General features: G+C 53.0%; 11 protein-coding genes. 5 read left to right on the forward strand and 6 right to left on the reverse strand.

The genetic code is table 11. From position 1 onward, the window contains the following. Positions 1-61 precede the first annotated feature (61 nt). Together DFER_RS15010 and DFER_RS15015 are read left to right on the forward strand one after the other, a co-directional pair. Entirely contained in the window at positions 62-595 is a 534-nt protein-coding gene (locus DFER_RS15010; RefSeq protein ID WP_015812499.1) for an RNA polymerase sigma factor, read from the forward strand. After that, positions 595-2,196, forward strand: a complete 1,602-nt coding sequence (locus DFER_RS15015) for a hypothetical protein (RefSeq protein ID WP_015812500.1) — start codon at positions 595-597, stop codon at positions 2,194-2,196. Before DFER_RS15010 ends, DFER_RS15015 begins: the two co-directional genes overlap by 1 nt. A 24-nt stretch (positions 2,197-2,220) precedes the next feature. Here the strand turns inward: DFER_RS15015 and DFER_RS15020 are convergent, their stop codons facing one another. Both DFER_RS15020 and DFER_RS15025 read right to left on the reverse strand, forming a co-directional pair. Next, positions 2,221-4,431, reverse strand: coding sequence for a TonB-dependent receptor family protein (locus tag DFER_RS15020; protein ID WP_015812501.1), 2,211 nt, complete (start codon positions 4,429-4,431; stop codon positions 2,221-2,223). 329 nt (positions 4,432-4,760) lie between these two features. Next, a complete protein-coding gene (locus DFER_RS15025; RefSeq protein ID WP_041735158.1) occupies positions 4,761-5,318 on the reverse strand; it encodes a hypothetical protein in 558 nt (185 codons plus the stop codon). 176 nt (positions 5,319-5,494) lie between these two features. Between DFER_RS15025 and DFER_RS15030 the strand changes: the two genes are divergently transcribed. Continuing rightward, the gene (locus DFER_RS15030) at positions 5,495-5,833 is read left to right on the forward strand and encodes a cupin domain-containing protein (protein WP_015812503.1); all 339 of its coding nucleotides are present in this window, start codon (positions 5,495-5,497) and stop codon (positions 5,831-5,833) included. Between the two features lie 24 nt (positions 5,834-5,857). Here DFER_RS15030 and DFER_RS15035 read toward each other — a convergent pair whose 3' ends face one another. Beyond that, the gene (locus DFER_RS15035; RefSeq protein ID WP_015812504.1) at positions 5,858-6,601 is read right to left on the reverse strand and encodes an SDR family NAD(P)-dependent oxidoreductase; all 744 of its coding nucleotides are present in this window, start codon (positions 6,599-6,601) and stop codon (positions 5,858-5,860) included. A gap of 222 nt (positions 6,602-6,823) precedes the next feature. Between DFER_RS15035 and DFER_RS15040 the strand changes: the two genes are divergently transcribed. Both DFER_RS15040 and DFER_RS15045 read left to right on the forward strand, forming a co-directional pair. Further along, the gene (locus DFER_RS15040; RefSeq protein ID WP_041735160.1) at positions 6,824-8,140 is read left to right on the forward strand and encodes a glycoside hydrolase family 2 TIM barrel-domain containing protein; all 1,317 of its coding nucleotides are present in this window, start codon (positions 6,824-6,826) and stop codon (positions 8,138-8,140) included. Further along, positions 8,137-11,079 carry a glycosyltransferase family 2 protein gene (locus DFER_RS15045; protein WP_015812506.1) on the forward strand — a complete coding sequence of 981 codons (2,943 nt, stop codon included), beginning with the start codon at positions 8,137-8,139 and terminating at the stop codon, positions 11,077-11,079. The genes DFER_RS15040 and DFER_RS15045 overlap by 4 nt, the downstream gene beginning before the upstream one ends. Here the strand turns inward: DFER_RS15045 and DFER_RS15050 are convergent. From DFER_RS15050 to DFER_RS15060, 3 genes are all read right to left on the reverse strand, one after another. Beyond that, a complete protein-coding gene (locus tag DFER_RS15050; RefSeq protein WP_015812507.1) occupies positions 11,073-12,749 on the reverse strand; it encodes a glycoside hydrolase family 26 protein in 1,677 nt (558 codons plus the stop codon). The genes DFER_RS15045 and DFER_RS15050 overlap by 7 nt on opposite strands. A gap of 188 nt (positions 12,750-12,937) precedes the next feature. Further along, on the reverse strand, positions 12,938-13,270 hold the full coding sequence (locus DFER_RS15055) for a hypothetical protein (protein WP_015812508.1): 333 nt from the start codon (positions 13,268-13,270) through the stop codon (positions 12,938-12,940). Positions 13,271-13,481: 211 nt separating this feature from the next. Then, positions 13,482-14,657, reverse strand: coding sequence for a glutathionylspermidine synthase family protein (locus DFER_RS15060; protein WP_015812509.1), 1,176 nt, complete (start codon positions 14,655-14,657; stop codon positions 13,482-13,484). Between the last annotated feature and the right edge of the window lie 39 nt (positions 14,658-14,696).

Below are 14,696 nucleotides of genomic sequence, written 5' to 3' on the forward strand. Positions count from 1 at the left end.
TTCAATGGAATAAAACACGTGTGGCCGCCGGCACATCGACGGCCACGCATTAACGAGCTCATTGGACACATTATATCGTACACTAGCGGGTTGCAAACGGCAGGAGCGCCAGAGTCAGGAAAAATTGTACCGGCAATTTTACCCTGTCCTGTTCGCACTTTGCAAGAACTTTTTCGAGGACAAGCACGATATCGTCACCGCAATCAACAACGGTATGCTGAAAGTGTTTACGAACATTCACCAATACGATGAATCCAAAGGCGAATTCTTCAACTGGATGTACACGACGGTCCGCAATGCCGCACTTACCATGCTTCGTGACCGGAAAAGACAATCGGTTGATTATGTAGAAATTACCGAAGAAATGGAGCTCCCGTCGGCCGAAAACCCGTTTGAACAGTTGTCGGGCAACGACATTCAGCAATACCTGATGCAGCTGCCGGCCGCAACCCGTCGCATTTGCAGCCTGTTCTACATCGACGGGTTTTCAGTCAAGGAAATCGCCGCCGCGCTGGCGATCAGCGAAGGCACCGTCAAATGGCATTTGAGCGAAAGCAGGACCCGGTTGAAAGTGATTTTTGAAAACCTCCTCTGATGAAACGGAAAGACAAACATATCGGTAAGTTTCTCCGCGACCCGCTCCCGGACCCCGAAATCCCGGCTGACGACGCCTGGGCGGACATGCAGCGTATGCTGGACACAGCAGGAATCCCGGAAGCAAACGAGCCGGACAAACTTTCACCCCTTTGGCCATCGCCATGGACATTGAAAGGATTGCTGATCGGCCTTTCGGCGGTAACGGTCACGTTGGGCTTGATTGCATGGGTTACCATTCAAAATGCGGAGACGCCGCTTGCTGAACATCCGGGCAAGACGCTTTTTGACAATGCCGGAACGCCACTTTCTGAAAATGCGGAGGCGCCGCTTGCTGACTATGCAGACACGCCGTTGTCTAACGATACAGACACGCCGCCACCTACCACTAAAATGCTGCCCAAGTCGATCAGCGGACCGGATTCAATGACCACTCTGAAAAGGCCTTCAAGCAGAAATTCAAGAGTTCAGCATTCCAAAATGCCTGACAAAAACATGAAACGAGGCACTACTGAGGCCGAGGGGGATTTAGGGAATACGAAAAAAAGCCAAAACCTCAGCATCGACCTACCCAATCCTGACAAAACAGAACAGGCTAGCGATGACTTATCCGCCCCGAATAATGCCGGGCGGCGCATCGCAAACGCTAGTGATATGGACTTGAAAAATGTAAGCGCAAGCCGCGCAAACACAACATCTTCGCGCACTGCTCGTAATGCCAATGAGCGGGCGAACGACGGGTATACTGACGTTGCAAATTCCAATACCGGCAATGCAGCTGCCACACCCATGAGCGTAACGGCGGCAGGCGATGTTCCCGCCTCCAAAAGCCTGCCGACCAGCATTGCGCCATTGCCCGGCCATTTCGAAAGCCATATGCGAGACCTCAGCGCACGCATCGTAAAGCCTGATTTACTACCTGCCGCGGAGCAGTCGCCGGAAGCGCGTAAACAGGTGATCAGCCGATGGCATGTTGGCCCGGAATGGAGCTTGTTCGAACCTTTTTATGAGACTGAATACCTGCTTACCGGCGCCGACAGCATCAAACGCCCTGCACGCCTGGCTATCCCGGGCATATTCGTTTCCAAAAACTGGAATAGGCATGCCGCAACCTTCGTTTTCACGCCGTCGCACTCCTACTTCGGCAATTTCGACCGTGTGGCGCAGAAAACAGACACCATCCCAAGCCAGGATTCGACCCTCACCAACTTCCAGGCGAATACGAACTTTATCAAAGCAACCGGACTGAATTTCACACTCCATTACCAATACGGAGTTACCCGCTGGCTGTCATTATCGGCCGGAGCGTCCTACGCGCGATTCTTCCGCGCATTGTTCCGAAAAGAGACTGTCACCGGCAGTAACCCGCCCGTTCCCGGCAGCCACGTGCAGGCAAGAGGCCGGGAGGCTATGAATGGCTTTATCGACCCACAACAATGGACAATACGAGCCGGGTTGATCGTCCACCCGCATTTTATCTTGGATGGACGATTGCAGACGGGCCTCAACGTGATCGTGCCGGTATCCAACATGTCGCAATACGGCCCTACCCGCATCAGGTCGGCCAATGCGCAGATTTTTATCAGATTATTGGTGAGATAAATTCTTTCGAGAAAGTCACATATTTCAAATCCTGATCCCGAAGGAAATGCCTACACTCCTTCCGTCGGAGCTCCACACGCCTGCCCCGGGGTACATTGTGGGGCGTTTGGTGAAATACTGCTTGTTGGTGATGTTGTTCATGCCAACGCGCAGCTTGTAGCCTGGGCCCAGGTGAAGCGTGGCATTCAGGTCCAACAGTCCGTAGCCCGGCACCTTGCCGATCGTCCCATTGGCCGAAGGCTCCACGGTATTCAGCGGGTTCGCGAAATTGGAACTTACGTAGCTGTACTGGGCCGTGAGTGACAGTTTTTTGTATTGAAACTGAATACCATTCCGCGAAATCCAAGTCGGCACACCCTCGATGCGGTTGCCTGCCACACTTTTGTTCTCATTGTTCTGCACGGCATTCCCGCGTACATATCGGGCATCGAACCAGGATGTTGAGGTAAAAAATGAGAGCTCGGTCTGGGGTTCGCCACCATTGTACCGTTTGTAAGCGGTGTATTCGAGGTAGGCCTCCACGCCGCGGGTGCGGCTGTCGCCGGTGGTGGTGCGGAACAGATAGGCGGCGCCGTTTTCATCTTTCATCGCTACGGTGCCCATCCGGTGGTTGACCATCACCTGAAACAGCCCCACATCATACCGCAGCACGTCTTTGATGCTCCCGCTCACGCCCGCTTCGAAGTTGTACCCATAGGCGTCTTTCAGGTTTTTATCCACTTTTTCCAAAACCGACCCTGGAATAATGTCCTTGAAAACAACCGGCCGGTAAGCCTGCGAGAAGCCCGCATACGCACGGCTGTGCTCGCCGATCCGGTACTGGGAGCTGATCCCGAACAGCGGAAAGCTGTGTTGAATGGAATTGGGAAGGTTCTGCGGATCGTAGTAGCTGATGCAGCCCGTCATGTCCGTGCTGCCTTTCTCCACCCGCACGCCAGGCGAGAAACTGAGCCGGGGCGTGACAAAAATGAGGTTTTCGACAAAAACGGCCACATTCTCCGTGGTCATGCGCATGTCGCGGCCAAACTGCGGATCGGTAAGGCTCAGGTCAAAATCGCTGCCTGTGGTGCCTTTGCCGAGCTGGCGGCGGCGGAGTTTGTTGTGCATGTATTGAATGCCACCGGAAACGACATTCCGGAAGCCGAGCAAATCGTACTGGTGCACGAGGCGCAACTCCGAGGTAAAGCTTTTGAAATTATCAATATCCACCTGCCGCGGGCGGTACGCATTAGTAACGCTGCTGATCGTGTCGGGCACATTGGCGAATGCATCGAACATCACACTGTTGCGAGCGCCGTAAACGCCGGATGTGGTGAGTTTCAGCTGGGTATTCGGACTTGCCTTCCATTCCAGCACGATGGATGGTACATAAATGTCGGGGTTGAAATAATTCCGCGAGCGCGTCGACTGCCGGGGATCTTGCCGGAACATCGCATCGGTGAGCGGGCCGGGGATTTGGTATACATATTCGGAACGCCCCAATTCGGCTTTGATGCGGAATGATTTACTGATGTCGTACATCAAACTTACAAACTGTGACTCCGCGTCGGACTTCGCATTTTTGCGGTAGCCGTTGGAATGGCGCTTCTGATAATAAGCCGAGTAGGTAAGCTTACCCACCTTGCCGCCGATGGCATTGTAGGAACTGAAAAGTCCGAAAGAACCGGCCGAATTGATCGTTTCGAAGGTAAATGCTTTCGTGGTATCGGGGCCTTTGGTAACATAATTGATCATCCCGCCGAACTGCGCACCATATTGCAGCGACGAGGTTCCCCGCACCAGCTCCACCCGCTGAATGGATTCCATGGCCGGACTGTAATGGCTCGCCGGGTAGCCGTACATATCCGAATTGGTAATGACGCCGTTCTGGCGGATGTTGTATTCCCACGACCGGTGCGGGTCGAGGCCGCGCGTGGAAATATTGATTTGATTGCCGCTGCCATCCATATCGTACACGAACACGCCGGGAATCTTGGCGAAGATATGGCGGCCGGTTTTCTCGGCGATATTGCCGTTCACACCGTCAAGATGGATCACTTCGCTCTTTTTGCCGGCGGTGATGTAGGTGTTATGCACATCGGGAAGGCGCTCGGTGTGGATTACGTTTCTGCGTTCCCCTACCGTCACTTCGTTGAGGTCAAGAACTTTATCGTAATCGCGTTTCTTTTCCTGGGCGTGGGCCGGATAGAGGCTTACCAGCGTGAATAGGAGGATGGTTGTAGATCGTTTTTTCATCGGATTTTAAAGAGGAGGTGCGGCTTACGCTCGCAGGCGGCAGGAGGCGAAGAAATGGGCCCGCCAGGCGGCGGACCCGTTTGCCTAATATATTAACCTATGATAATTCGTAAAATCAATATATTTCCCCCAACGGCGGATTTGATGCACATTAAGCGCGCATGTACCCGGCCCGTCGATGTAGCGGTTGAAAAATGCTGCAATCAGCACCTTGTCTCAGGTTTACTCATCGACCACGCTGATGCATATATGAAAGCATATACGTACGAGCATGTGAAATGCACGGGCAGTTTTGGGAAATAATAAATAAGGAAAAGCGGAATGAGTCGCTAAGCCAGGTCTGGCGGCGGGGATGGAATAGAGGAATATCTCTCAGGCAAAATAGATCTGACGGGAAGCCGGCACGCCGCGTGATGGGATGGCTCCCATTCCAGCACATAAAACAAATGCTGACGGCCTGCGGACATATATTCTTTCAGAAAGTGCTTTAAAATACTGGAATGCGTGTCGCTCTGAGGGTTAGACGATTGACCAGTAACCTGATCGTTGATTTTCGAGACCAGGTCCGTGAAGCGCTCACGCGCATTCTGATCGAACTCACAATGCACGTACAATGTGTCATTGATCAGCTGCCGGGTTTTCATCTGATAAAACTGGCCCTCATGCTCAATCTGCCCCTCTACCGGCTCCGGCGCATCCCAGTCGGTCTGGTAGGGAACTGCCACGGGAACTTTGATGAGAATATCCGCGGAACCTGCCGCCTGCTCCACAAGACCCTTTTCCGATGAAGCAATGGTATAGCGCTCCTCCGTCAGGTAAACTATCGAATAGCCTACCATATTATAAAGCAGCAGCCCCAGCAACAATATGGAAATGATCCTGTACAATGTTGAAATATTGAAATTTTCGAGGTTTACACAAATGTATTGAAATGGTGGAGAAATGTGAGGGGCAATGCACAAAAATTTTAGCGCAGGGTGATCTTTTCTGTCAGATATTCCGTTGAAATAATCTCCGGCAAACTACTGTTTGCGATCATCAAGCCTACCAACATAGTAACACAATGCCTTTTGTCAATTTCAAAACCAATAAAGTAGTCAAAATCTGGGACGGGATTTACGGCACGCTCAGCCATTCGGAACAACAAACTTTCGGCCATTTCACCATCGAAGGCGGAACGGTGCTGCCCGAGCACAGCCATTTTCACGAACAATGGTGCCATGTGCTGGAAGGCCAGCTCGAATTTACCATCGACGGTGAAACGCTGCTGCTCACGCCCGGTATGACGGCCCACATTCCCCCGCACGCACCGCATTCCGCAGTCGCGCGCACGGAATGCAGGGTGATTGATTGCTTTACGCCCGCGCGGCAGGATTTCATCGAGCTGGAAAAACAGTCGTAATGCCCGCAGGCACGCCCGAAGCAGCTAGTAAGTAGCCCTGCCGCCTGAAAGGTCGAATGCGAAGCCGGTGGTGAAGCTGTTTTCCGGGGACACGATGAATGCGGCCATGTTCGCGGCTTCTTCGAGCGTGCCGCAGCGTTTCATCGGTATTTTATCGGTCATGTACTTCACCTGCGCTTCGGGCATCGCGTCCACCAGCGGGGTCCGGATCACCGCCGGCGCCAATGCATTAACGGTGATGCCCGTTTCGGCATATTCCTTACCCTGCACTTTGGTCATACCAATCACCGCCGCCTTCGATGCCGAGTAGGCCAGCATACCGGCGTTGCCCTCCTTGCCGGCAATGGAAGCAATGTGCAGAATCCGACCGTAATTGTTCCTCAGCATATAGGGAAGCACCGCTTTTGCGGTGTAAAAACTGGCCATGAAGTTGACATCGAATACCTTTTGCAAATTGACCGTGTCCACCTCATGGCTTTTGAGATTGGTGGCACCCGTAATGCCCGCACAGTTAATGAGGATGTCGATCTTCCCGAAACGCTTCGCCGCCTGCACAACAGCTTCCGCGACGAGCTTTTCGTCCGTCACATCCACGCCGATGAGCTCTTGTCGTTCGGCATGGCCGGTAAATTCAGTTTTCAATGCTTCTGCATTCAGGTCCAGCAGTGCAACATTCGCGCCGTCGCGGAGTAATTTATGGGCGATCACAAGGCCCAAACCCGAAGCTGCACCCGTGATGACAGCTACCTGATTCTCGAAAGTGTTCATTTTTACCGGCAGAATTTGAATGATTTAGGACTGATGCCATTAAAACTACTTTTCGCAGCATATTTAATCGCTTTGCCCCATAACTTATTCCACCAGCCCCTGCGGCGGAAGCGCGTGCGGCTTCGTTTAATGTCATACGGTTTTGCCGGATAATTTGAATATCCCACCATTTTTATCTTATTTTCACCCACTAATACCTACCGGTAACTAACCGATCTCGCCTTGTTCAGCAACCATTTGCCCGCGTTTTTGCTGGCTCTGATGCTTTTGCCAGCGCTATCCGGCTGTTTGGGTGAACAACCTGCAAACAGGTCAGGCAAAGTGCATATCGACCAGCGCGATGGCCGTTATGTTGTGATCCGGGACGGTAAGCCATTTTACATCAAAGGTGCCGGCGGATCGACACATTTCCGTGAGCTTCGCGAGGCCGGCGGGAACACGCTCCGCACCTGGGACACGACCCACCTTGGGCAGGTGCTGGACAGCGCGCAGCAGAATGGCCTGGCCGTGGTGGTAGGTCTTCCGCTACCCAACAGCAGCGACATTTCGTTTTACAACAATCCTGAACTTAACCGCGAGCGCCACCGCACCATGCAAGCGCTAGTGAACCGGTACAAAAGCCACCCGGCGGTGCTGATGTGGTGCCTGGGCAACGAGCTCGACTTTCCGTACAAATGGATGTACAAAGACTTTTATAGCGCTTTCAACGACCTCACGGAAATGATCCACCGGGAAGATCCCGACCATCCCGTTACGACCACCATCCTGAATTTCAACCCGAAATACATAGCCAACATCCGCTTCCGCTGCGATATCGACCTGATCTCTTTCAACATTTTCAGCACGCTCCCATTGCTGCGCGAAAACCTCGATGAACTCGCGTGGCTTTGGAATGGCCCCTACATGCTGCTCGAATGGGGCATTAACGGCCCCTGGCAAGGGACCGAGCAAACAGCCTGGGGTGCATATATTGAAGATACCAGTAAAAAGAAGGCGGAGATTTACCAGCAGCGCTTCAAGCAGCATATGCCGGTGGAAGACCCGCGGTTTCTGGGTGCGTGCGTTTTCTTCTGGGGCAACAAGCAGGAAACGACACAAACTTGGTTCAGCATATTCGATGAAAACGGCAGCTCCTCCGAGGCCGTAGCCACCATGCAGGCCATCTGGACGGGCAGGCGGTCGTCTGCCGTTTACCCGGAGATCAAATACATGCTGCTGAACAGCCAGGGCGCGCGGGACAACATTTTGCTCAACCCGGCAGGCCAGGCTTCGGCCGAAGTGCTGCTTTTTGAAGGCCATGGTAACATACGGTCTATCCGGTGGCAATTATTCCGTGAAGACTGGTACCGTCAGAATCAGCTCAACAGCACACGTAAATTGATACCGCTCACCACCGTGAACAACGCGGGGGATGATCTCCGCTTCACGTTCGCTGCGCCACAGAAAGAAGGCCCTTACCGCATTTTTGCCACTATTTATGACGATAATGGGCATTTTGCCTCGTGCAACACCCCCTTTTACGTAGTATCACCTCCATGAAGCAAGCGCTGTACGTAAAGCCGCCCACCCGCAAGCAGCTGATCATGCTGCGGCTGATGATCTTCTTCGGCTTGATTTCGATGGGGTTTTTCCTGTTCAGCGTGCTGTCACCGGCGGTCCGCGGCTATGCGCCGTTGTACTGGATGCTGGTGGTGACGTTCGTTTTCACCTGCCTGAAAGTGCTGCACGAATGGTACCATTACCTCTACATAACCGTTCCGCCCACGCCACCACCCACGCGCAGTTACACCGTGGATATTTTCACAACCTTCTGCGCCGGAGAGCCTTACGAGATGATTATCGAAACGCTTACCGCAATGCAGGCCATTACCTATCCGCACGAGAGTTACCTGTGCGACGAGGCCGATGATCCTTACCTGCGCGACGTTTGCGCACGCCTGGGCGTGCATCACGTCACGCGCATTGAGAAAACGAATGCCAAAGCCGGGAACATCAATAACGCATTGCGCATCTCGAATGGAGAACTTTGCGTAGTCCTCGACCCCGACCACGTACCTTTCCCCGATTTCCTGGACCCGATTGTTTCGCATTTCGATAATCCGGAAATCGGCTACGTCCAGATTGTACAGGCTTATAAAAATCACGACGAAGGACTGATCGCCAAAGGTGCCGCCCAGCAAACATACCAGTTTTACGGCCCGATGATGATGACCATGAATCATTATGGCACCGTGCTGGCCATTGGTGCAAACTGCACGTTCCGGCGCACGGCACTGGACTCGATCGGCGGGCATGCGGCGGGGCTGGCCGAGGACATGCACACCTCCATGCAGCTGCACGCGAAAGGATGGAAATCGGTGTATGTGCCGGCGGTGCTGGCACGCGGGCTGGTTCCGTCTACGCTTTCGGCTTACTACAAGCAACAGCTCAAATGGTCGCGCGGGGTGTTTGACCTTTTCGTTCATGTTTATCCGAGGCTGTTCACGAAGTTCACTTGGAGTCAGCGCATTCATTATGGCACAATTCCGCTGCATTACCTGTCGGGCTTCATTTTCCTGATCAACTTCCTGATTCCCGCAATAGCGCTCGTGCTGGGCGTAAGTCCCATGCATTTCGACCTCGCCGATTTCGGGCTCGTTATCCTTCCGATGGTTTCCTGCATCGTTTTGATCCGGCATTTCGTGCAATGGTGGGTGATGGAGGATGAAGAACGCGGATTTCATGTGGTGGGTGGCTTGCTGATGATCGGGACCTGGTGGATATTCATTCTGGGCGTGCTGTACACGATTTCAGGCAAAAAAATCCCGTATGTACCTACGCCTAAGGACGGCAACGAAGCCAACAACTGGCCGTTGAATGTACCCAATCTGGTAGTATTGGGTATTTCAATGCTCGCGATCGTGTATGGACTCTATCAGGATCTTAACCCCTATAACCTTATCATGGCCGGTTTCGCGGGGTTGAACTGCTTTTTTATGTGCTTCAACATCGCCGCCAGCCGTCAGCAGCAAATCCGTGAGCTTTCCGTCACATCGCCCCTGATGAATACCGTTTTCAGGGCTATTAAAGAGTTGAAAGGCAATTTCTGGATTCTGCGCCGGCGGGTTTACAGCGGCGTAAGGACGTCGGCTTTCCTGCTCACCGTTCTCGTTATCAGCACTATTATCTATTTCCGGCGTTTTAATCCCCAATTGGAACACCAGCTCGCGGTTGCACGCGAAAACGAGCAGTATGCACGCAGCCTCGCCGGCATTAAACCCGCTAAACGTCCTGATATGCCCGCACTTTTCCGTGCGATGGGCATCCAGGAACCGCGGCAGGCCGATGCCAAACAAGCTGGCGTACCATTTTTCCCGGGCGAGCGCGGGGTTAATTACACGAAAGGCCACAACTGGTCGCGCCGGTATCCTGCATTCACGAAGAGGGAACTCGAAGCTGATATCACGCTTATGCAGCAAACCGGCATCAATGCGATCCGGCATTTTGGACCGGGTATTTACGATTACAATGTGCTGAAAGCGACGCGGCAGGCGGGTATCCGCGTGCATTACACATTCTGGATACCCGAAGCGCTGGATTTCATCCGGGATAAAGAAGAAGCGGACGACCTGGCGGCCAAAATACTCGCCACCGTCCGACGGCTGAACCATCATGCGCACATTGTTTCCTGGAACATCGGCAATGCGGCCATCCAGCGGCATCGCCGCGCCGAAAGCACCGGGGAGCAGCGGCAGTTTTTGTATTGGCTCAAAAACCTCAGCGCGGCAATCAAGAAGGTTGACGACAAGCGGCCGCTCACGACGGATATCGAGTTAACCGATGAAGCATTCCGCATCGCTTACCTGATCAAGCGCGTCGCTCCGGCGATCGATGCATTCGGGCTGGTGGTGGAAGACCCGCATCAGCAGCCCGACGCACCGGCACTGCGCAGGCTCGGCATGCCATTCTATTTTTCCTACATAAGTGTGTCTGCATTCTCCCAAATGCAGCAACCGCTTGCAGGAACGTTCATTTCCAACTGGCAGGACGAAAAGATCTTCGCACACGTGAGCCTCGACGGCCTGTACGACTACGCCGGGCGGCCCAAGCGCCCATTGCAGGTGTTGCAGTCGATTTGGGGAAAAGGGAAACCGCCGGAGCCGGTGGCAAGTTTCAGGATACTGCGCCCTGCACTGGGCACTTTTGAGGGCACAACACTCGACTATCACGCCATAAAATGGCAGAACGAAAAGTGGGAAATGGCGGCCGCATCGCAAAAAGGGCCGCGATTTGAGTGGAAACTTGTGAGAACGGACGGATTCGACAACCTCGTGGAGATGACCGATGCAGGCACCGGGCCGCGACTCGCTTTGACCATTCCGAGGCATCCCTCGTTATACCGGCTGTATTTGTATGTAATCCAGGGTAATGTGATTACTGAAATCGTTGATTCCCCACTGAATACGCCGCTAGAACCGGTAGTAGGACCTGCTCACTGAGCATTTTTGAGCACTTCTGCAAAGCGGCTGAAAGTTTTGTGACTAATGCCCCAATCAGGCGCAGGAATGTCGCCCCACACGGCCGGGTTATCCGCCAGATTGAAGTAGCACGCGCCTACTACCTCCCGATGCGCCGCCACTACCCGCGCTGCCTTTTCCATCCACCCGCTTTGGTAATCTTCCGGTCCTTTTACCCCAAATTCCGTAATAAGCATGGGCTTTGACGCGAAACGCATACGCCATATTTTGCGGTTGAAGATCGTTTCGAAAGATTCCTGTTTGTTGGGATCGGTGATGTTTTTATCAGGCAGGCCGTAAATGGCTATGCTGACCATATCGACCACATCGCCGCCCGGGTACCATTCCATAGAGCCCCTGTCGCCCGCCGGGCCCCACACCCTTTTCATGTTTTTGACCCAGCTGCCCAGCTCCATAAAATGCCGGAAAGCCCGGATATACAAAACCGGCTCCTGACTTTGCCAGGGATACCGGTGGATCGGGATTTCCATTTCATGCGCAAACCGGACATACACCGGGCGCTCTGTTTTGGAAATTGTTTGAAACAATGACTTAAATTCTTCATCATAAACGCCTGCTATCGTGTTCATCAGCACCGAGGAATCCTTTCTTACCTTGCCGTCGCGCCAGGGCTCCACGGTCACGATCGCCTGGTGTCCCCGTTGGAGCACGGCATTGAAGTCCTTTTCGAAAGCGCCGGACTGAATGTTTTCGAGATCCACAAATAAATGCTCGACAGTCACATTTTTGGACCCGGTAAGCGCCAGTTTCGGATCATAAACGCCCAACAAGGGGGCCGCGCCGGGCTTACGGCCCTCAGGCGTGCCGATCGCGAAATCCTGAAAAAGCCACACGGAATCCCGTTTGATATCCCGCACAACCGCTTTCAGGTCATTTTGGAGGACCTGCACGGTGCTGTCCGTGCCGCTGGCGACCACCCAAATGGGCTTGTTCATGAACCTCGTCCGGATCAGCTTTCTGCGAAGCAACTTCTGTGTGTCAGGCTCCTGCGGATATGCCGTCGCGGCCAGCTCGCTCTGCCCATTCACCGAAATACCGATCGCGTCGACCACATCAGCGCCCGGCCAGTATTCCTCGGTTCCGGGGTAACCTGCTGGTGACCACATGATTTGAATCGAGGGCATGGCGCTGCGGCAGACTTTGGCTACATGCCTGAATGCATTGATATAATCGACCGGAGCCTGGTATTGCCATGAATAGCGCTGCACGGGCACCTCCATATCTGGGTCCCAGCGCAGGTAAATGTGGCTTGTTTTTGGTAAAAGGCGGCAGAGCGTTTGCAGCACGTCGTCGAACTGCCCGTCGGTTACCTTTCCCAGCGCTCCCTCCTGCCCTGCCACGACTGTTACCAGCAAGTTTTCGCTCGTAACGGGCACTTTCAAGGCGGCGGTCAGCGCCTTTTCGGTAGTATTAGGGCTAAGTTGAATGGAAATGTGTTGCAGCGGCGGCGTGGTGACGCCCAGTGAATCGCTCCGGTGAATGTACCCAACCGCTTGCTCCGAAAATACGGCATTCTTGTCGTCGGCCGCAGCGGTCTCAGGCTTAAAAATAGAAGTATACCGCATCAGATAAAATCCGGCGGAGGCAATGATTGCCAGCGTCGCAACGATTAACAGACCTTTTGACTTCATAAAATCCGGAAACAATGTGCTATCCGCATAAGTTAGCAATTTCCGCGATCGGTCACATGAATGCACGCATTTGTACCTAAAAAAGAAACGGGCAATGGCCAGACTTTTGCAAGTCCGGCCATGCCCGTCAACAGTGTGTGAAAAAATACTCCCTTTTTATCTAACGTGTTCTCCTCTCAATTTTTCAATTACACCAGCTCGCTTTCAAATTGCAAACCGATGTGTGCAGGCGGATAACTCAATATTCGGTTAAATTCCGCAATGGCCTGATTGACCTGGCGCTGCGTGATCCCGCTGTATTCCATTAACAAAATTCTCGCCTGCTGTGCGCCTGAACGCTTCATTTTCCAGTATTGCGGATGGTTGATGCCGATCGGTGCACGGAAGTATTTTTCTTTGGGCTCCCGGATCAGTATCTCATATTCCGTGTCGCGTAACGGGTTATCATGTAGAAAGTAACTTTTAACGACAACCTTGACCTCCCTGCCGCTTTTTAACTGGAAAATTTTTTCGTGAATCATGACTAATTTCTTTAAGAATTAAGGATCGATGAATATGTGCAACTACTGGCGAAGTTTCCTGCTTCCTTAAAACTTTCATACCAGCGGCGCGTGCTAAAACCTTCACAAACTTCGCTGCACGTCCCGACATTTCAGCAAAATGATTAGTAAACGGTAGATTCAATGATCCTTCGGTAAAAAGCTGATTCACAGCCAAGTAAATTTACGTATTTCAATCCTCCACCACATGCCCCACAAATTGGGCGGTGTTGTCCAAAATCTTCCCGCCTCTCCGAAAACCCAATCCGCATGCCTCGCCGGCATAGAACACACCGGCCTGGTAGGTACTGCCGCTTGCATCCGTCGGCAGGGCTGTGTACTCCTGGAAAATACGGGCCTGGTCGTCATACTCCCCCGCCGCTGCTTCCAGCGCCGTGCCGTTTTCGTCGTGGATCACCACATTGGCGCCCTCGCGGCCCAGCAGCACTTTGCTTACTGATTTTTTGCCGGGCAATGCATGCGGGCCGGTTTCCAGCAGCAGCGGATGGTAGGGATAAAGCTCCCACAGGATGTTAAGAATGTATTTGGATTGAAACAGCAACGTGTAGGCCGGGTTCAGGATAACCGCCTTCCTGTTTTTCACGATCTCCGTAAGCATAGCCGCCAATTCCGGCTCGCCGGCACCGATATGTTCCCACGGCACCAATTTGAACCAGTAATCAAACCGGACGAAATGCCCGTGCTCCGGTTCCTGGTAAAAAATCCCTTCGCCATTAGAAAACTCTACGTCGTCGATATAGGTGAATTCCACGTCGAAGCCCGCTTCTTTGGCAGCTTCCATGAGCACGGCTACATTGGTATCGTCCTCGGGATAGCCACGCATGGTCGAAAACAGCATCGAGGGCGTCAGATCGGCGTTTTGTTCTTTCAAATAAACAAACTGGCCCACCAGCGTTTCGAACAGGGTGTTGAACTGATTCGATTCATCCATGCCGTTCATGCGCAGGTGCGCCCATTGCACTACGGCCGTTTCAGGAATGCAAGTAGCGGTATCGGCATTGAACTCGATGAGTTTCACAGGCTCGTCGTCAAAGCCTCCCGCGAGGTCGAAACGACCGTAGAGATGAATTTGCCGGTCGTCGTTCCAGGAGAGCCTGATCAGCTCGGCCAGGTTTTCCGGGATACCCATTTTCCCCAGCAGATTGTGGTCGATCGCATGCTGGCCCGCTTCGATCAGCATATCGTATAATGTACCGGCGGCTTCGTAGTAGCTCTCGGCTTGCTGCGCGGTTACGACCACCATATCATTCACCACATAAGGAGCCGTGTCGGTGCCGAGCGCCCAATCCCAGCCTGCTTTCTGCAATGCAGCCTGCGGCGGATTGGGTAAAGATTTAAGATTTACCATTGTTGGAGTTTAATGTTGATGCTTTCAGGAGGCCTTATT

This window comes from Dyadobacter fermentans DSM 18053 (assembly GCF_000023125.1).
In the GTDB taxonomy this organism is placed as follows: domain Bacteria; phylum Bacteroidota; class Bacteroidia; order Cytophagales; family Spirosomataceae; genus Dyadobacter; species Dyadobacter fermentans.